We start from the raw sequence: 20,132 nt of genomic DNA on the forward strand, positions 1-20,132 counted from the left end.
TTTTTAGAAATTATATCTCTTTATAAAGTTATTTTGATTAAAATCTCAATACTTCATCAGTTAAATAAAACTTTAGGATTGTATTTTGAACACATTATTACAAAAACTGCAAGATGCGCAAAATTCTCAAGAATTAGAGGCATTCCGTATAGAAGGATTAGGAAAAAAAGGTATCATTACGCAAAAATTTTCTGAACTCAAATCCCTTGAAGGTGAGGAGAAAAAAAATCTTGCTAAAGAGCTTAATGAAATCAAGCAAAAGTTTGAAGCCATTTATTGGGCTAAGAAATCTCAATTTCAGATCAATGAACTTAAGACTGCTTTGTTGGAAGAAAAAATTGATGTAAGCTTGTTTCAATCTATTTCACATCGCAGCATAGGTCACCCTATTAGCTATACCAAAGATAGAATTATTGATTATTTTATGCATCTTGATTATGAACTCTGTGTAGGACCTTTGGTTGAAGATGATTTTCATAATTTTTCTGCACTCAATCTCCCGGATTTCCACCCTGCCAGAGATATGCAAGATACATTTTATTTCAAAGATTCTATGCTTTTACGCACACATACCTCCCCTGTCCAAATTCGCACAATGGAAACCCAAACTCCTCCAATCAAAATGATTTGTCCCGGCGCAACTTTTAGACGAGATTATGATCTTACCCATACCCCTATGTTTCATCAAGTTGAAGGTCTTGTTGTTGATAAAGGCGACAAAGCTAGTTTTGCCAATCTAAAATACACACTGGAAGATTTTTTAAAATATATTTTTGGAAATGTTAAAATCAGATTTCGATCCAGTTTTTTTCCCTTCACAGAACCAAGTGCAGAAGTAGATATTAGCTGTGTTTTTTGTCAAGGGAATGGGTGTCGCATCTGCTCACATACAGGTTGGCTTGAAGTTTTAGGCTGTGGCGTGGTTGATGAATATGTATTTGAGGCTGTAGGTTACAAAAATGTGAGTGGCTATGCCTTTGGTATGGGTATTGAAAGGCTTGCTATGCTTACTTGTGGCGTTAATGATTTAAGAAGTTTTTTTGAAACAGATTTAAGAGTATTGGAGCAGTTTTAATGATAGTTACCAGCCATTTATTATCCAAATTTATCAACATATCTCAAATTGATATTCACCAACTTTGTGATAATCTCAATAATATCGGATTAGAAGTAGAATCTTGTTCTCAAATTCACTTACCCAATCAAGTTGTTGTAGGTAAAATAATTGAAAAATACCCTCACCCCAATGCAGACAAACTCAATATCTGTCAAGTAGATGTTGGATCTCAAGTGCTTCAAATTGTTTGTGGAGCAAAAAATGTCGCCAAAGATCAATATGTTCCTGTTGCTCTTATTGGATCTGTTTTGCCACATGGCAAAAATGGAGATTTGCATATTAGTCAAACGAAGCTTAGAGGGGTAGATAGTTGCGGGATGATTTGTTCAAGCACCGAACTTGGATTGCCAAAAATCAATGATGGCATCATGATATTAGATGAAAGCATAGGCAAACTGGAACCCGGGAAAGAGTTAAAATCCTACCCTATATTTAATACTTTTGTTATTGAGATTTCACTCACTCCCAATAGAGGAGATTGCCTTTGTGTGTTAGGAATAGCCAGAGAAATTAGTTGCATTTTTGATTTGCCAATTAGTGATTACAAAGAAATAGATTCCGGGGTTGCTTTAGGAGTGGGCAGAATATTGCAAATTTTTACCGAAGGAAAAATTCAATCCTCTTTACTCTATAAAGTTATTGAAATTAAACAAATAAATACTCCCTTAGAAATTCAGTTGTCTTTAGGACTAAATAATACTTTGCAAAAAAATCCTATTGAAGACATCATTGAATATAGCACTTATATGACTGGGGTGATTCTTAATGCCTATGGCATACAAAATCCCGAAATCATCTCTGTGAATAAAAATAATATAGAGGTTTCTTTATGTATCAAAAAAGATGAAAATGGCTTTGAGGCTGTTTTTTTAGATAAGAAACTTTCTATTATCGGGGTGGGCAATCAAATAGAACAAGATTTTAGTATCTCTCCAAAAATATTCATCATTGAAGCAAGTTATATTGATCCAATCACAATATCTAAACGCCTTCATCAATACAAAATCAAGGAAAACAAAGCTCTCACATACCGATCTACAAGAGGCAGTAACCCGCAACTAGAAACCGGCATTAATTGTTTGTGTAAAATGTTTTCAGATTTCACAAAATGTCTCATCTACTCAGGTACACAAGAAGTCAAACAAGATTATGAAGACACTATTATCAATACAACTTTTAACGCTATTTCCAATATTGTGGGAAAAAAGATTGAAAAAGAAGAAATTGCCAAAATTCTGAAAAGTCTTAATTTTACAATCAAAGCAACTTGCGATGATAATTTTTTCACCATTATTCCGCCAAGCTATCGTCATGACATCAAGACAAAACAAGACGCAGCCGAAGAATTTTTGCGTATTTATGGGATTGAGAATATCCCCCCTATTCCTCATAGTTGTTATGAAACATCCAAACAAAATCCGGGTTATATCCAATATAAAAACCAAAGAAATATAGCAAATCGTGCTTTGGGAATGGGTTTTATTGAGACTATTCATTATTTGTTTTATCAAAAAGATAGACTCATCAATCTGGGGTTTCCTACTTTAAAAGACGAGCTTGATTTGAAAAACCCTATTACCTCTGAACTCAATACTCTAAGAACTTCATTAATTCCTGCAATGCTTGATTCTATTGCAAGAAATAAAAATTTTGGTTACAAAAGCATGAAAATATTTGAAATTGGCAGTATTTATGATGCCAATAGACAAGAACATTCCAGCATTGCTTTTATGGTAAATGGCTTAAAACAAACAGAAATTTATCCTTATCCAAAGGGTGTTATTTGGGATTTTTATGATTTTGCACGAAGTATTTCTTCTATTATTGGTGCCTTTGAACTTAAATCTCTTGACAAAAACCAAATGAACCAAACAATCCACCCTTATCAAAGTGGGACGATCTTTATTGATAATCAACAAGTAGGCATTATCAGCAAACTTAATCCTATTCTTGCAAAAGAAATGGATATTTATGAAGGCTTTTTTTGTGAAATAAATCTGGATGCCCTTATTCAAAAACATATCCTTGCAAAGGAATTTTCAAAGTATCCCTCAAGTCAAAGAGATATGACTGTAATTATTGATGAAAAAATTTCTTTTGAAGAAATACGTGCAAGCATTCTAAATGCTAAAATTAAAAATCTTAAAAATATTTATCCTCTGGATATTTATAAAGATGCCGCTTTAAAATGTCAAATTGCGCTCAGCATTCGCCTTGTTATCCAAGCAATGGAAACAACACTCAAAGAAGAAGATTTAATACAAGTCTTTAAAGAAACATTAGAAATATTACAAGTGCAATTCAATGCCACACTCAAGGAATAATTGTGAGAACAACGCATATCTCTCCGGCTAAACCCTTTGAAATACAACTTGATCATATCGCTGCAGACAAATCCATTTCACATCGATGTGCTATTTTAAGTCTATTAAGCGACAAACCTTCTTATATCCAAAACTACCTTTTAGGGGAAGATACTCTTCACACCCTGGACATTGCTAAACAACTTGGTTTAGAAGTAGAAACTCTAGCCAACAATCAAATGAAATTCACCCCTCCAAAAAAAGGATTACAAGAACCTGATAATATCCTTGATTGTGGCAATTCCGGAACAGCAATCCGATTATATACAGGATTGCTTTCAGGTCAAAAAGGTTATTTTGTCTTAAGCGGAGATATTTATCTGAGATCACGTCCCATGCAGCGAGTTATCAATCCCCTGGAAGATATTGGAGCAAAAATCTATGCAAGAAAAGAAAATTCCCTAGCTCCCATTACAATCATAGGGAAAAAACTCAAACATTTTTCTTATAAAAGTCCCATTTCATCTGCCCAAGTCAAAAGTGCAATGATTTTGGCTGCATTAAATACCAATGAAATTTCAGATTATACAGAACCTGCCTTAAGTCGTGATCATACAGAAAATATGCTCAAGGGCATGGGAGCAAATATTATAAGCGCTGAAGAGAAAATTCAAATTTCTCCTCTTATACATCCGCTTACTCCCCTAAACCTTTGCATTCCGGCAGATCCTTCAAGCGCTTTTTTCTTTGCCTTAGCCGGGGCTATTATCCCAAATAGCAAAATATTATTAAAAAATGTCCTTCTTAACAAAACAAGAATTGAAGCTTTTGAGATACTCAAAAAAATGGGGACACACATTGAATACACTACAACTAACCAAGATTATGAGAGCATAGGAGATATTTATGTAGAACAAAGACCACTTCAAAGTATTGTGATAGAAAAAAATATCTCTTGGCTTATTGATGAACTCCCTGCTTTGAGTATTGCAATGGCAATGGCAAAAGGAAGAAGTGAAGTCAAAAATGCACAAGAACTTCGCGTAAAAGAATCAGACAGAATCAAAGCAGTCATTCACAACCTCATCCAAATGGGTATTGAATGTCAAGAATATGAAGATGGCTATACCATACAAGGAGGAGAACTTAAACCTGCTTTGATAGAAAGTTTTGGGGATCATCGTATTGCCATGAGTTTTGCAATTGCAGGGCTTATATGTGGAGCAAAAATCAAAGATTCCGGATGCATTGATGTTTCATTTCCGAATTTTCTAAAACTTCTCGAAAAACTTACAAAAATCCACAATACATGAAGGATGAGAACAAGTAAATGAAAATAAAATTAGCTAAAAATTATGGATTTTGTTTTGGAGTAAAACGCGCCATTCAAATTGCCGAAAAAACCAAAGATAGCATCACATTAGGTCCCCTCATCCACAACCCCAAAGAGATTTCCAGACTTGAATTAAAATTTGGTGTTAAGGTTGAAGAAAATACACAAGAAATTACCAATGGACAAAATGTAATTATCAGAACCCATGGCATACCCAAAGGCGATCTTGAGTATCTCAAAACCAAAGATATTCAAATTACAGATGCAACTTGCCCTTATGTAACTAAGCCTCAAAAAATTGTAGAATCCATGAGTAAAGAAGGTTATCAAATTATTATTTTTGGGGATAAAACCCATCCTGAAGTCAAAGGAGTGATGAGTTACTCTATCACGCAGCCTCTTGTAATCAGCTCATTAGAAGAACTCAAAGAGATAAAAATCAAAAAAAAAGTAGCCCTCGTATCTCAAACCACCAAGCAAGCAGACAATTTACTCCAAATTGCTTCTCACTTAATCACACATTGCTATGAAGCAAGAATATTTAATACTATTTGTAACGCGACTTTCGACAACCAAGAATCAGCCAGAGAACTTAGCAAAGAAGTCGATATAATGGTTATTGTTGGAGGAAAAAGCTCCTCAAACACAAAACAACTTTTAAACATTGCGCTTCAAAATTGCCCTGATAGCTATTTGGTCGAAGATGAAAATGACTTGCAGACACAATGGTTTGAAGGAAAAAATATCTGTGGGATTACTGCCGGAGCCTCTACACCGGATTGGATTATAGACAAGGTAAAAGAAAAAATTTTATCCTTATAAAAAATTTCAAATTCTCATCCTAAATTTATGCCTTTAAAAGGAAACAGAAGCTAAAATACAAAAAAATCAAAATTTTAAAGGCAGCAGATGAAAGTGGTTTTAGAAAATTTGGAAGACTTCGAAGAAGGCGAAGACTTTGCAAAACTTTTGGAAGAGAGTGAAAAATCCTATGATAGTGGCACAATCAAAGAAGGTGTAATTGTTTCTATAAATGATGAATATGCAATGATAGATGTAGGAGAAAAAATTGAAGGCAGGCTTAATATTTCTGAAATTAAAGATGCTAAAGACAATTTTTTATTTAACCAAGGGGATAAAATACTTATCCATGTATCACAAGGTAGAGGAGAAAGACCCAACATTTCCCATAAAAAAGCCATCCGAAATCAAAAAATAAAAGAAAAAATTCAAGAATTAGGCCAAGATTATAAAGATAAAGTTATTGAAGGAAAAATTATCAAAAAAAATAAAGGTGGTTATGTTGTAGAGTCAGAAGGAATTGAGTATTTTATGCCTAAATTCAACTCTTCTTTAAAAGATGATGCAAAAAACATTGATAAAAAAATCAAAGCTTGTATCGTTAATATTCGTCCTGAAGACGACTCTATTATCATATCTCGAAAAAGATTTTTTGAACTTGATGACAAAAATCAATCTGAAGGGGCAAAAAAACTTGTACAATCCAATCAAATCCACAATGGAATAGTAAAAAATATTACCGCATTTGGCATGTTTATTGAAATTGGGGGAGTCGAAGGATTGGTTCATTATACAGAAATCAGTCATAGAGGACCTATAAATCCTGCTAAATATTACAAAGAAGGCGATCATGTCCAAGTCAAGGCAATAGCTTATGATGAAGCAAAAAAACGACTTTCCTTATCCATCAAGGCTATTGGTGAAGATCCATGGAAAGAAATTCAAAAAGAATTAAAAACAGGTTATGCAATCAAAGTAGTTGTTAGCAATATAGAGCCCTATGGTGCATTTGTAGATATAGGCAATGACATAGAAGGTTTTTTACATATTTCTGAAATTTCATGGAACAAAGATATCAAACATCCGGGAGATTACCTCAAAATTGGTCAAGAAATTGATGTAGAAGTTATTGAGATTGATTCGCAAAATAGGCGTCTGCGTGTTTCTCTAAAAAAATTACTTCCAAAACCCTTCAATGATTTTGTCAAAAACTATCAACCCGGAGATCTCATCAATGGAAAAGTTGCAACACTAACTGACTTTGGCGCATTTATAAATTTTGGCGGGGTTGATGGTCTGCTCCATAACGAAGATGCTTTTTGGGACAAAACCAAAAGATGTAAAGATATTTATAAGATAGGTCAAGAAATTGAAGTAAGAATCATAAAAATTGACAAGCAAAATGAAAGAATTTCCTTAAATACAAAATCTTTTACACAATCACCTACAGATGAATTTGGAGAAAAATACGATATAGATGATATTGTAGAGGGAGAAGTTATTGATATTAAAGATTTTGGTGTGTTTATCAAAGTAGATAAAATGGATGCCCTCATCAAAAATGAAGATTTATTCCCTCTCAAAAAAGAAGATATTAAAATTGGAGATAAAATTCAAGGTGTTGTAAGTCTTATTGACAAAAACAACAACAAAGTGCGAGTTTCTGTTAAACGACTTGAAAGAAAAAAAGAAAAAGATAATCTCAAAGCCTTCAATTCTGATGATGATAAAATGACTTTAGGTGATTTAATTAAAAATAGGATTTAATTGATTTTGAAAAAAGCAAAATTACTATTGGGGATTTTATTAATAGCTATTTTTGCTTTATTATTTTATATACTTTTTTTGTATTATCGCTCTCTTCCAAAAAACACTTATCAAATTGCCCGCACAACCCATATCCCCCAAAAACAAAATATAAAAAAAGATCATTCTTGGCTAGAGTCTTTATTGAAAAAACCTCAATCATATTCCTATCCTGCCACAGAAATCAAAATAGGTGTCCATTTCAAATCACCTAATGAAAAAGCCAACTTAACAAGATTGATCGTCAATCATCTTGATGATTACAAATTTTTCTGTCTCAATGAAGTGCTTAAAGAAGAAAATATAGACTTTGCTTACTACCAATCAAATGACTCGATAAATATTGTGATTTTTCTACCTAATGATTCCAGAAAAAAACAAATCATGCAAGATCTTAAATATTATGAGATACAATATAAAGTCCAATAGCTTATAGGAGAACTTAAAATGTATAAAATAATCGTTTGTGATCATATCCATCAAAAAGGTCTTGATTTATTAGCTAATCAAAATGATATTGACATGCAAAATTTAGCAGACTTACCCAAAGATGAATTGCTTAAAAATCTCAAAGATGCTGATGTTGTTATCACAAGAAGCTCAACAAGCGTGGATGAGAAATTTTTAAGTTCCATTGGCAAATTAAAAGCAATTGTAAGGGCAGGAGTGGGAGTAGATAATATTGACATACAAAATTGTTCCCGAAAAGGCATTGTAGTGATGAATGTCCCTACAGCAAATACCATTGCTGCAGTAGAGCTTACAATAACCCATATTCTCAATGCCATCAGAAATTTTCCAAGCGCAGATTCTCAACTCAGAATACAACGAAAATGGAAACGTGAAGATTGGTATGGCACAGAGTTAAAAGGGAAGAAAATAGGCATTATTGGTTTTGGAAATATTGGTTCGCGAGTAGGCAGCAGACTCAAAGCATTTGAAATGGAAGTGCTTGCTTATGATCCTTATATCCTTCCATCAAAAGCTACAGATATGGGTGTTATTTATACGAAAAATTTTGAGGATATTTTACATTGTGATATTATCACAATCCATACACCTAAAAATGAAGAGACCAAAAATATCATCACTGCTACCCAAATTGCAAAAATGAAAGATGGTGTTATTCTTATTAATTGCGCAAGAGGGGGATTGTATAATGAAGAAGACCTTTGTAATGCCCTTAAAAATAAAAAAATCCGATGGGCAGGGATTGATGTTTTCAATAAAGAACCTGCGATAGATAACAAATTACTAGACTTAGATAATATCTATGTAACTCCCCATATTGGAGCTAATACGCTTGAATCTCAAGAAAAAATAGCCCAAGAAGCTGCTCAATCAGCGCTAGAAGCTGCCAGAGGGGCAAACTATCCCAATGCCCTCAATCTTCCCATCAAAGAAACAGAAATACCCAAAAATATTCGATGTTATTTAGAACTCACTCAAAAATTAGGATTTTTCTGCGCTCAATCCAATAAAGGCGCTATCACCTCTATTCATATTAGCGCTGAAGGCGAAATTAGCAAATACAGCAATTCTTTGATAACTTTTGCCTTAGTAGGAGCATTCAAATCCAGTTTGGAAGAGGGGATTAATTACGTCAATGCGCAATTTTTAGCCAAAGAAAGAGGAGTTGATGTTCGTGTCCATACAAAAGAAGTTTCTAATTCTTATAAAAACCTTGTTACGATTACTCTCACAACTGCCCAAGAATCTTTAAGCGCAAGCGGGACTGTTTTTGATGAAAATATCATCAAACTAACCAATATCAATGGCTTTACTGTTGATATTGAGCCAAAAGGAAAAATGATACTGTTTAAAAATACTGATGTCCCTGGAGTTATAGGAAGTGTAGGCAATATATTGGCAAAACACGATATCAATATCGCTGATTTTAGACTTGGTAGAAATACAAACAAAGAAGCTTTGGCTATTATACTCATTGATAATCAAATTCCCCAACAAGTCATTGAAGAACTCAAAAATATCCCGGCTTGCTTAAGCATTAGAAGTGTTACAATTTAAAAGAAGGGGATTATCTCCTTCGATATTCTACGCTCATGACACTATTTTTTACCCCGCTATAAGTAATATCAAAATGTTCCGGCAAAGCCTTAAAAATATCCCCCCAACTATCTCTTCCATAAGAAGAGGCAGATTTTAAATAATTACCCTTAATCCAAAGCCCTACCCTTGAGACCAATGATTTTCCGTTATCTCCGGAAGTTGATTCTACTGCTTCTTTAAGCAACCTGATTAGATATTTATCTTTTGAAAGTTGCGGATCTCCCGGCTGCCCTACTCCCAACTCCTCAAAATTTGTAAATGCCTTGCGAAAATCTTCTCTTGCCTTTTTCTCTCCAAATCCAATTGCAGGGATTCCTTTTTTCCTAATTTCTTGAGCTAAGGGTGCAAAATCGCTATCACTCGTAGCTAATGCAATACATTCCATAACCCCTGAATGAAGAGTATTGATAACATCAATAGTGATTTTAATATCTGAAGAATTTTTTCCACTTTTCCCACCATCACCATTTCGATTACCCGTAATAATGTGAATAGGCTCAATAGAATATTGAATCAAAGCCTCTTCCCAATTTTTTATCCCATTATTTCTCCAATCCGCATATGCTTTTTTAACACATACTTCTCCTACTTCAGCCAATCTCTCCATAATATCACCGATCAATTTATAACTTACATTTTCACAATCTATAAATAAAGCAACTTTCTTTCTTTCTTTTTCATTAATATTCATTTATTTCTCCATTTCTAATGCTTGATATTTGATAATATAGCCAGATAAAGTTGATTTTGTAATACAAAAATATCGTCAATTATCATACTAAATCTTTCTTCGGTTGCCAAAAATCTCCCATCTTTTTCTTCTTTAAAATAATATGGCATTCCATCTATAAGTTTTGTAAGCATTTCATATCTGGTAATAAGAAGTTTGATATCATTATCAAAAAGCTCTTGATGGGTATTGAGATATTCTTTAGGGAGATTTAAAAGATAATCATACAATTTATTAATGTTTTGATTTAAGGCATCAAGATATTTTATCGCCTTAAGGGCATTTTGAATGTCTTCTTGAGAATAGAACTTATTTTCTTTTCTTGCATCATTGATAGAGACATTTAACAAATTATATTGTTCAAAAAACTTATTTTCAATACTTAAAAATTGTCTTCTTTTAGCATCCAGATATCTTAAATCACCATAAATCATTCCTGCAAGCTTATCTAAAAGCAAAATACTATTTTTTATATTGGGCATAATATCATCGCTGCTATATTTTGGCCATATCAACCAAAAAGCCCCAAACACCACTCCAAATGCAATCAACACATCTAAAAGCCTATTAAAGATCAATTCCAGAAAATCCTCTTTAAGCATTGCAAACATCATTATAAATGCTATCATCATCATAGCAGACCATATTGAATAAGGATAAACCCTTAAATAAATAAACAAAAAAATTACAATTGCAAATAGAGGATAAAAGACTACCGTTTTTCCAAACAAAACAACAAACAATATCCCTGCAACAAACCCTAAAAATGTTCCCAAAAAATATTCTTTACTTGCATCTTTGATAGATCCCAAATTAGGCTTTACAATTGCCATTGCACCCATCGTAATCCATATACCATGATCGATATTTAAAAACCTTGCAATAAAAATCGTTGCCCCTAAAGCGATAGCATATTTAATCGAATATCTAAAAGTAGGATTTTTATATCTAAATGCCCTAAAAACTTCTTGAAAATTTTTATGCGTAATTGGCTGGGTAAGATAAGCTTCTTCTTCACCTCCTCTACGAAAAGACTCTATTTTATTATAAATAATTTTTATGGAGCTTACAAAAACCTGATTGGTATCTGAAGTGAGCACTTCTTCCAAAATATTTTTAGATAAATGGGGGCGATGCCCTTCAAACATCCTGCTTAATTCTTTAAGGTTATTAATAATTTCACCTTGTACACGATAAAACAATAAATCATTCTTCCCGGAACTAAAATAATGATGGATAGAATTAATTGAATGGCAAATTTCCTCAATGCGATAAAGATAAAATAAGGTTCTTTTAGTGTTTTTAATCAAATAGGGATCTTTAATTTTTCCGGCTTTTGAATTCAAAATATATTTAATTGTTTCAATTTGTGTAAGAGTTTGATTACGAATTTTGATATAATCAATAGAATTATCAATATTTTTAATCATTAATTCCAAATCAAATAATAAAGTTGGAAAATTTTTCTTGGTAAATTTGCCATATTTCCCAAAAGAGATAAAAAAATGCATAGAAATGCCAATCATTCCTCCAATAAAAATGGTCAAAATTTCATCTCTCAAACTAATAGGCATGTTAGAATTTATATAAATACAAGCCACCAGCCCATTAATCAAAACCATACTCAAGACTTTTTGCAAATCAGTATTATAAACACTTGACATCCCAACAACAAATGTCAAAACAACAACCGGTATAAAAAGCCAAAGTCCCAATCCGGCAAAAATACTAAAAATAAAAACTGCCAAGCAACTCAACAAAACAAATAAAATTAAATATTTTAGTTTTGTTTGTTTGTCTCCTATGAGAGTATTTAAAAAATAAATATAAATAGGCAACAAACCTGCCCAAATAATAATGGTAAAGCCAAATAAAAAATAATTGATTAAAATGCTTAAAAACACAGCAATCAGAGTCTTGATAGCATAGATCAGACTAAAATAACCCGGATCATAAATATAAATATATCTCAAAAAATAATTTTTTATCCATGTCTTTGAAAAAAATTTTATCATTTAATCTATCCTGAAATGAGCGCCCAAGCTTTCTTCTCTTCTGAGGGCTTGTTGAAAAATCTCTTGAGCGCTTAATAAATTAAGATAAAACATCCTTCCTATGTCTTTTTGGAGTATTGATTGGACATCTTTAAGCCCTTCAGACAAGCCGGCTTTATCTCGAATAATTCCGGCTTTATTCCACATTATATTTTGTAATTGTATTTTCAGTTTCTCATCGCAAGATTTTTGTAATATCATAGACATTTTAGAAAAAACCTTCTCGGGTGTATTAAAGGTATTTTTAAGGATATCTTGAGCAACAATTTTTCCAAATACCATTCCCTCCAGTAATGAATTGCTTGCCAAACGATTAGCCCCATGCACCCCTGTTTTTGCACACTCTCCAAGGGCATAAAGATTCTTCATCCCACTAACTTTCCCATCAAGCCCTACTTCAATGCCTCCCATTGCATAATGAAAAGCAGGAAAAATAGGAACTTTTTGATGAGGAATATCAAGCCCGCAATCTTTTAGCGAACGATAAATATTGGGGAATCTAGCCTCAAATTTCTTTTGAGTGAAATTTTTCAAATCAAGATAAATTTTTGAATGATTTTTACGAGCATGTTCAAAAATAGCTCGCGAAACAATATCTCTAGGGGCAAGCTCACCCCTTTGATCGTAATCAAATAAAAATCTCTCACCCCTGTCATTAACAATGATACCACCCTCCCCTCTAACAGCTTCAGAAATAAGAATTTTTTTATCTTCTTTTGGAGTCACATAAACACTTGGATGGAATTGTAACATTTCCATATCTGCTAATGTAAGGTTGTGTTCTAAAATAATTCCATGCAAATCTGCATCAATCCCTTTAGCATTAGTATGACGCGCATACAATCCCCCTAACCCTCCGCTGGCTATTACAACATTATGAGCATAGATTTCTAAAATCTCACTTCCATTCCCTGCCCTCACACCATAACATTGTCCCTCTTGTATTAAAAGATCCGCCACACTCATATTCCGAAAAAAACTAACATGGGAAAGATGCTTCAAACAATGCATATGAAGTTCCCTTCCTGTAGCATCTCCTCCGGAATGAATAATACGTGCTAAACTATGCCCGCCTTCTTGTGTATATAAGATATTGTTTTGTTCATCTTTATCAATTTTAAACCCATCCAAAATCAATTCTCGTAAAATTTCAAAAGCTTCATGAGTTAATAATTTTAAAGCTTCAAAATTATTATGCCCGCCCCCTGCATTTAAAGAGTCTTGAATGTGTGTGTGTTTATCTCCATCATCTTTTGGAAAAGAAATGCCTCCTTGGGCATAAAATGTATTACATTCCCAAATTTTTTCTTTGTGCAAAATCAATACATTTAAATTTTTTGGCAAATGTTTCGCGCAATAAAGCCCCCCAATGCCTGCACCAACAATAATAACATCATATTTCATAAATTTTTGCTGCAATCTCTAGCCCGGAAGTTTTGTAAAAAGGATTTGCTTTATAACCACAACCAAACAATATAAACAGCAAATATGTTAAAATTAAGACATGAAAAGTTCTCAAAATATCATCTCCATTATTAGAAATAAAACGCAATTCAAAAAACTTCAAACCTTTAATGAGCTTAACAAGCTTAAGCTTTTTTTACCCTTAGAAATGCGAAAGGCGGTAGCTTCCATTACTTGTAAGAACAATAAACTCTTGTTTGCTTTTACACAACCGGGGTTTGTTAATGAATTCAATCATTATAATTCTAAGGATATAAAAGAGAGTTTAAAAATATATCAAGATTTATTTCCATCCATAAAAGAAATCCATCAAATCCAAGCCTATGTCCCCAAGAATATTCTCAGTCTCTACACGCAGCCTATCTGCATAAATACTCAAGTTTATCATGAGCACTCCAGGGCTCATTTTAAAAATCTGGCCATGGATGATCGTCTGAAAGAACAATTTGAATCCATTCGAGAAATCATTCTCAAAAATTTAAACCAACCAAATCAAATAGATTAAAATGAACACAATACTTATTAACGAAATAAAAAATATCTCTGTAAAAAGTGGTGTCTATCAATATTATGATAAACAAAACAGACTTCTTTATATTGGAAAAGCAAAAAATCTAAAAAATCGCATTAGAAGCTACTTCAAAATTCAAGAAAATAAAATTCTCCCAAACCCTGCGAACTCTCAAAGAATCCAAATGATGGTTTCTCAAATTGATTCTATCCAAACTCTTTTGGCAAAAAGCGAACAAGATGCCTTAATCCTTGAAAATTCTCTTATCAAACAACTTAAACCTAAATATAATATTCTTTTACGAGATGATAAAACCTATCCTTATATTTATATTGATATGTCTGAAGATTTTCCAACACCTGAGATTACGAGAAAAATCATCAAAAAAAAATCTATCAAATATTTTGGACCCTATACGCGTGGCTCTAGAGAAATACTTGAAAGCCTTTATGAATTCCTTCCCCTGATCCGGAAAAAAAATTGTGTCAAAGGAAAAAAAGCTTGCCTTTTTTATCAAATCAAACGTTGCCTTGCACCTTGTGAAGGAAAAATAAACCAACAACAATACCAAGTCATTATTCATGAAGCTATCTATTTGATTCAAAACAAAAATAAACTTCTCTCCAAATTAGAATCTAAAATGATCTCTCTCTCAGAGGCGTTGAGATATGAAGAAGCCATGAAATATCGAGACAGAATTAAAACGCTCAAAGATATAGAAAGTTTTTCTAAAATTGATTTAACTAAATTTTATGATTTTGATATTTTTGCACTCTGTTCGGAAGGAAAAAATGCCATTCTTATCAAGCTTTTTATGCGTGAGGGCAAAATTGTATCCTCAAGCTTTGAACATCTTAAATCAGAATGTGGCTTTGATGAAAATTCTATCTATAAACAAGCCATTATTAATCACTACCAAGAAGAAGTGCCTCTCCCCCCCAGTCAAATCCTTCTCCCATCATTATCTACACAAGAAGATATAAAAGAATTAGAAATATTTTTACAACATCATTGCAATAAAAAAATTTCAATTAATATTCCCCAAAAAGGAGACAAAAAAGAATTAGTTACCTTGGCTTTTAAAAATGCCAGCGAGATTTTAAGACTCCAAAGCACCAGAAGCTATGATGAAGATAAGCTTCTTGGTGAATTAAAAGATTTGCTTCATCTCTCCGAGATTCCCTTTAGAATTGAAATTTTTGATACAAGCCATCATAGTGGCGATCATGCAGTTGGAGGTATGGTAGTTTATGATAATATGCAATTTGACAAAGATAACTATAGACACTATATTCTTAAGGGGAAAGATGAATATTCTCAAATGGAAGAAATGCTTACGCGTAGAGCAAATAACTTTTCTAGCACTCCCCCACCTAATCTTTGGGTTATTGATGGAGGAAAAGCTCAAATCAATCTTGCCAAAGATATTTTACAAAGCAGTGTAGCCAATGTTGATGTAATTGGTATTGCCAAAGAAAAAATTGATGCCAAAGCCCATAGAGCCAAAGGAAGTGCAAAAGATACACTTTATACACTCTTGAGTTCTATTTCCCTAAAACCCTCAGACAAAAGGCTTCAATTCCTTCAAAAACTTCGCGATGAAGCTCATCGCTATGCAATCACTTATCACAGACAAAAAAAACAAAAAGATATGCAAAAAATATCTCTTTTGGAACAAAAAGGCATAGGCAAAGCAAGTATTAAAAAATTATTGAATTTTTTTGGTAGCTTTGAAGCAATCCAAAATGCAACTCCTGAAGAAATCAAGCAAGTTTTAAATAAAAAAATTTCATAAAATCAACTCAAGAAACTTAAGATCAAAAATCTAAATAACGAATTTTTAATACTTCTTTAGATAATATCAAAGTTCATAAATTCATAAAAATACTAAATGAGGTTAGAATTTAAAATGAGAAATATCAATATTGGCATCATTGGCGTGGGAACAGTCGGACGTAGCGTTATTAAAATCCTTGAAGAAAATAAAGAAATCATCTCAGCCAGAGCCGGAGCGCATCTGGTTGTGAAAAAAGGAGTGGTTAAAAATCTATCCAAAATAAGAAATATAAGCATTCCCCTAAGCACAAATATTCAAGACATATTAGATGATGAAGAGATTGATATTGTTATAGAGTTAATCGGAGGGGTTAAAGAAGCTTATGAAATTGCTAAGTCTGCCTTGAAAAACAAAAAAGCCCTAGTCACTGCCAATAAAGCAATGCTTGCTTATCACCGCTATGATCTCCAGAAAATAGCTCATGATATTCCCATAGGATTTGAAGCAAGTGTATGCGGCGGTATCCCCATTATCAAAGCGCTTAAAGATGGCTTAAGCGCAAATCATATCCTTGCTTTAAGAGGAATTCTCAATGGAACAAGCAATTATATCCTCACTCAAATGATTCAAAATAATCAAGACTTTCAAACATCTCTTAAGCAAGCTCAAGAATTAGGTTATGCCGAAGCTGATCCGAGTTTGGATATTAATGGGGGAGATGCCGGTCATAAACTATTGATTTTAGCTTCATTGGCTTATGGAATTGATGCCAAACCAAAAGATATTATTATTGAAGGAATACAATCTATCAATGCTGATGATATTGAATTTGCCGATGAGTTTGGGTATGCTATCAAATTACTGGGGATTGCCAAAAAACAAAAAGATGAGATTGAGCTTCGTGTCCATCCTGCAATGATTGATAAAAATAAAATGATTAGCAAAGTTGAAGGAGTGATGAATGGAATTAGCGTTATTGGCGATCGGGTAGGCGAGACTCTTTATTATGGAGCAGGTGCAGGAGGAGATCCAACAGCAAGTGCTGTTATTAGCGATATTATAGAAATCATTAGAGGCAAAAGTTCTTTAATGCTTGGTTTTGAACAAACTTCTCAAATAAGCTTCAAACTAAAACCTAAAGAAAAAATACAAAGTCGCTATTACATCAGACTCAGCGTGGATGACAAATCAGGAGTATTAGCACAAATTGCATCCATACTTACTCAAAACAATATTTCTATTAGCACTTTCTTACAAAAAGAAGTCAAACAAAAAAATACTGCCAAAATGCTCTTAGCAACCCATATGACCACTGAACTTGCAATTAAAAATGCTATTGATGAACTTAAAAATCTGGAATCTATTCTTCAAGACCCCTATATTATAAGAATTGAAGATGAGTAGAAAAAAAGGGTTTGAAGCAGAAGAGTTTGCTTGCGCTTACTTAAAAAATACAGGTTTTGAAATTATTGAAAGGAATTTTTTTTCCAAATATGGAGAAATTGATATTATTGCACTCAAAAACAAAATTCTCCATTTTATTGAAGTTAAGAGTGGGCAAAATTTCGAACCCATTTATGCTATTACCCCTAAAAAAATACTCAAAATTACCAAAACAATCCGGTATTTTTTACTTCAATATGATCCACAAACAAGCTATTGTATTGATGCGCTCATTATCAAGGGAGACGAAATTGATTTGATAGAAAATATTACTTTATAAATTTTGGATAATCATTAATGATATTTATTATTACCTAAAGGTTTAGATTTTTTAGTGTATAATCAATGTATCTATATTTTAAAATTTTAGGAGAAACATTATGGGTAAATATATAGAATTAACTAAAGAAAATTTTGATTCTACAACAAAAAATGGAGTGGCTGTAGTTGATTTTTGGGCGCCTTGGTGCGGACCTTGTCGAATGTTAGCGCCTATTATTGATGAACTTGCAGAAGAATATGCGGGCAAAGTAGCTATTTGCAAAGTAAATACAGATGAGCAAGATGAGCTTTCAGCAAAATATGGAATCAGAAGTATCCCTACAATTATTTTTATGAAAAATGGTCAAGTTGTCGATCAGGTTATTGGCGCTACTTCCAAACAAGCTCTTAAAGATAAAATTGACTCTCTTTCTTAATTTCCGTGATCTCTATCACGGAGTAAATACTTATTATTTGCTATTACATACTATTATTTATCAAACGAAAAAAATTATTGGAGGACTATAATGATTGATTTAGCAATTATTGGTGGAGGACCGGCTGGATTATCCGCAGGACTTTATGCCACAAGAGGTGGGGTCAAAGATGTTGTTTTATTTGAAAAAGGAATGCCTGGAGGACAAATCACAGGAAGCAGTGAAATAGAAAATTATCCGGGAGTAAAAGAGATTCTAAGCGGTCTTGATTTTATGCAACCTTGGCAAGAGCAATGTTTTCGATTTGGTCTCAAACATGAAATGACTGAAGTTACCCAAATTACTAAAGAAAACAAAATTTTTAAAATCTATCAAAATGATGGCAAAATTACAGATGCAAGAAGTGTTATTATTTGCACCGGAGGACGTCCAAAAAAAACGGGTATTAAAGGCGAAAATGAATTTTGGGGAAGAGGTGTTAGCACTTGTGCAACTTGTGATGGATTTTTTTATAAAAATAAAGAGGTTGCAGTTCTTGGAGGAGGAGATACAGCCCTTGAAGAAGCAATATTTTTGACAAAAATGTGTAAAAAAGTCTATGTTATCCACAGAAGAGATGAATTCCGTGCTGCGCCAATCACTGTTGAACATGCTAAATCAAATGATAAAATTGAATTCCTTACTCCAAGTATTGTTGAAGAAATTAAGGGTGATAATCACGGAGTAACCTCTATTGTTATCAAAAATACTCAAAATGATCAAATCAGAGAGCTTGAATTACCCGGAATTTTCATTTTTGTAGGTTATGAAGTCAATAATAATGTTTTAAAACAAAATGACAATAATATGTTATGCGCATGCGATCAATATGGATCTGTCATTGTTGATCTTTCGATGAAGACAAATATAGAGGGCTTATTTGCAGCCGGAGATATCCGGATCAAAGCGCCAAAACAAGTAGTTTGTGCAGCTGGAGATGGAGCAAACGCTGCCCTGGAAGCGATTGCTTACTTAGATTCTCACCATAAGTAAAACCAAAATGTTAAAATTAGGTATATTTGGCGCCACAGGAAGAATAGGCAAACTTCTTTTAGAAGAAATTTCTATGGATAAAGAAACTTCACTTGGGAGTGTATTTATTCGAAAAGAACTTGATATTCACAATTTGGAGGGAGTTTTTGTTACTAACGATCTTGAAGCTTTCATACAAAATTGCGATCTTGTAATTGATTTTTCGCTCCCACAAGCCACACATGCCCTTCTGCAAACTCTTTGGCATATACCCAAACCCATAGTGTGTGGGACAACAGGTTTAGAACAAAAAACTCTGGATTTAATCCATAAACTTTCTGAATTGATGCCTATCTTATATGCAACTAATATGTCTAGAGGCATAGCAATGCTAAACAAAATAGTAACTCTCCTTTCTCAAAGTTTATCAGATGCTGATATTGAGATATGCGAAATTCATCACCGCCATAAAAAAGACGCCCCCAGTGGGACAGCGCTCACTCTTGGAGAAAGCTGTGCAAAAGCCAGAGGACTTGAACTTTCAAAAATTAAAGTATGCAATAGAGAGGGCAATATCGGTGAAAGAAAAAAAGATGAAATTGCTATTATGAGTCTTAGAGGGGGAGATGTAGCCGGAAGACATACAGTTGGGTTGTATATGGATGGAGAATATTTAGAACTAACCCATAATGCAACCTCACGATTAACTTTTGCAAAAGGCGCATTAAATGCAGCTAAATGGCTCATAAAACAACCTGCAGGTCTTTATAATATTGAAAATATATTTTAATAAAATTTATTTTGTCTCTTGTGATTTCTTATCCAAATCACTCAAAAGGTTCTCTCCTTTGGCAAAACTATCTCTATTGAATTCTGTAAAACTAACATAAACAGTTGCTCTTGGCTTTCCTGCTACTTTTTCCAATGATTTGGAAATATCTTGGGCAATCTCACGTTTTTGATTCGGGCTTAATTCACCCCCTAGTTTTATATCGACGTAAGGCATTTATTTTC

At 33.2% G+C, this 20,132-nt stretch carries 18 protein-coding genes; 14 read left to right on the forward strand and 4 right to left on the reverse strand.

The window, feature by feature from the left end; translation table 11 throughout:
• Positions 1-85: 85 nt before the first annotated feature.
• The 7 genes from pheS to serA all read left to right on the forward strand — a co-directional run bounded on the left by pheS (position 86) and on the right by serA (position 9,388).
• Complete coding sequence (pheS, locus tag BKH45_RS03355) at positions 86-1,075, forward strand: phenylalanine--tRNA ligase subunit alpha (protein WP_095274067.1); 990 nt, start codon at positions 86-88, stop codon at positions 1,073-1,075.
• Positions 1,075-3,441, forward strand: coding sequence for a phenylalanine--tRNA ligase subunit beta (gene pheT / locus BKH45_RS03360; RefSeq protein WP_095274068.1), 2,367 nt, complete (start codon positions 1,075-1,077; stop codon positions 3,439-3,441). The genes pheS and pheT overlap by 1 nt, the downstream gene beginning before the upstream one ends.
• Positions 3,442-3,443: 2 nt before the next feature.
• Positions 3,444-4,733: a 3-phosphoshikimate 1-carboxyvinyltransferase gene (gene aroA / locus BKH45_RS03365; protein ID WP_095274069.1), complete on the forward strand. Its 1,290-nt coding sequence runs from the start codon at positions 3,444-3,446 to the stop codon at positions 4,731-4,733.
• A 17-nt stretch (positions 4,734-4,750) separates the two neighbouring features.
• On the forward strand, positions 4,751-5,575 hold the full coding sequence (locus BKH45_RS03370; protein WP_095274070.1) for a 4-hydroxy-3-methylbut-2-enyl diphosphate reductase: 825 nt from the start codon (positions 4,751-4,753) through the stop codon (positions 5,573-5,575).
• A gap of 87 nt (positions 5,576-5,662) precedes the next feature.
• Positions 5,663-7,321: a 30S ribosomal protein S1 gene (locus tag BKH45_RS03375; RefSeq protein ID WP_095274071.1), complete on the forward strand. Its 1,659-nt coding sequence runs from the start codon at positions 5,663-5,665 to the stop codon at positions 7,319-7,321.
• A complete protein-coding gene (locus BKH45_RS03380; protein WP_095274072.1) occupies positions 7,322-7,789 on the forward strand; it encodes a hypothetical protein in 468 nt (155 codons plus the stop codon).
• Positions 7,790-7,807: 18 nt separating this feature from the next.
• On the forward strand, positions 7,808-9,388 hold the full coding sequence (serA, locus tag BKH45_RS03385) for a phosphoglycerate dehydrogenase (RefSeq protein WP_095274073.1): 1,581 nt from the start codon (positions 7,808-7,810) through the stop codon (positions 9,386-9,388).
• A gap of 10 nt (positions 9,389-9,398) precedes the next feature.
• On the opposite strand, the gene BKH45_RS03390 is transcribed toward serA, so the two are convergent.
• From BKH45_RS03390 to BKH45_RS03400, 3 genes are read right to left on the reverse strand one after another with little or no spacing between them, the layout of a single operon-like run.
• Positions 9,399-10,121 carry an NYN domain-containing protein gene (locus BKH45_RS03390; protein WP_095274074.1) on the reverse strand — a complete coding sequence of 241 codons (723 nt, stop codon included), beginning with the start codon at positions 10,119-10,121 and terminating at the stop codon, positions 9,399-9,401.
• 14 nt (positions 10,122-10,135) lie between these two features.
• On the reverse strand, positions 10,136-12,175 hold the full coding sequence (locus tag BKH45_RS03395; RefSeq protein WP_095274075.1) for an FUSC family protein: 2,040 nt from the start codon (positions 12,173-12,175) through the stop codon (positions 10,136-10,138).
• On the reverse strand, positions 12,176-13,633 hold the full coding sequence (locus tag BKH45_RS03400) for an FAD-binding protein (RefSeq protein WP_343286791.1): 1,458 nt from the start codon (positions 13,631-13,633) through the stop codon (positions 12,176-12,178).
• 85 nt (positions 13,634-13,718) lie between these two features.
• Here BKH45_RS03400 and BKH45_RS03405 point away from each other — a divergent pair, with 85 nt between their 5' ends.
• From BKH45_RS03405 to dapB, 7 genes are all read left to right on the forward strand, one after another.
• On the forward strand, positions 13,719-14,183 hold the full coding sequence (locus BKH45_RS03405; protein ID WP_095274077.1) for a hypothetical protein: 465 nt from the start codon (positions 13,719-13,721) through the stop codon (positions 14,181-14,183).
• A gap of 1 nt (position 14,184) precedes the next feature.
• Positions 14,185-15,984, forward strand: coding sequence for an excinuclease ABC subunit UvrC (gene uvrC / locus BKH45_RS03410; protein WP_095274078.1), 1,800 nt, complete (start codon positions 14,185-14,187; stop codon positions 15,982-15,984).
• 114 nt (positions 15,985-16,098) lie between these two features.
• A complete protein-coding gene (locus BKH45_RS03415) occupies positions 16,099-17,370 on the forward strand; it encodes a homoserine dehydrogenase (protein WP_095274079.1) in 1,272 nt (423 codons plus the stop codon).
• Positions 17,363-17,689, forward strand: a complete 327-nt coding sequence (locus tag BKH45_RS03420; protein WP_095274080.1) for a YraN family protein — start codon at positions 17,363-17,365, stop codon at positions 17,687-17,689. Before BKH45_RS03415 ends, BKH45_RS03420 begins: the two co-directional genes overlap by 8 nt.
• 100 nt (positions 17,690-17,789) lie before the next feature.
• Entirely contained in the window at positions 17,790-18,107 is a 318-nt protein-coding gene (gene trxA, locus BKH45_RS03425) for a thioredoxin (protein ID WP_095274081.1), read from the forward strand.
• Positions 18,108-18,197: 90 nt separating this feature from the next.
• On the forward strand, positions 18,198-19,139 hold the full coding sequence (gene trxB / locus BKH45_RS03430) for a thioredoxin-disulfide reductase (protein ID WP_095274082.1): 942 nt from the start codon (positions 18,198-18,200) through the stop codon (positions 19,137-19,139).
• A gap of 7 nt (positions 19,140-19,146) precedes the next feature.
• A complete protein-coding gene (gene dapB / locus BKH45_RS03435) occupies positions 19,147-19,908 on the forward strand; it encodes a 4-hydroxy-tetrahydrodipicolinate reductase (RefSeq protein WP_095274083.1) in 762 nt (253 codons plus the stop codon).
• A 6-nt stretch (positions 19,909-19,914) separates the two neighbouring features.
• Here dapB and BKH45_RS03440 read toward each other — a convergent pair whose 3' ends face one another.
• Positions 19,915-20,124 (reverse strand): tautomerase family protein, encoded by a 210-nt coding sequence (locus BKH45_RS03440; RefSeq protein ID WP_095274084.1) that lies wholly within the window; start codon positions 20,122-20,124, stop codon positions 19,915-19,917.
• Between the last annotated feature and the right edge of the window lie 8 nt (positions 20,125-20,132).

Source organism: Helicobacter sp. 11S03491-1, from assembly GCF_002272835.1.
Taxonomy (GTDB): Bacteria; Campylobacterota; Campylobacteria; order Campylobacterales; family Helicobacteraceae; genus Helicobacter_J.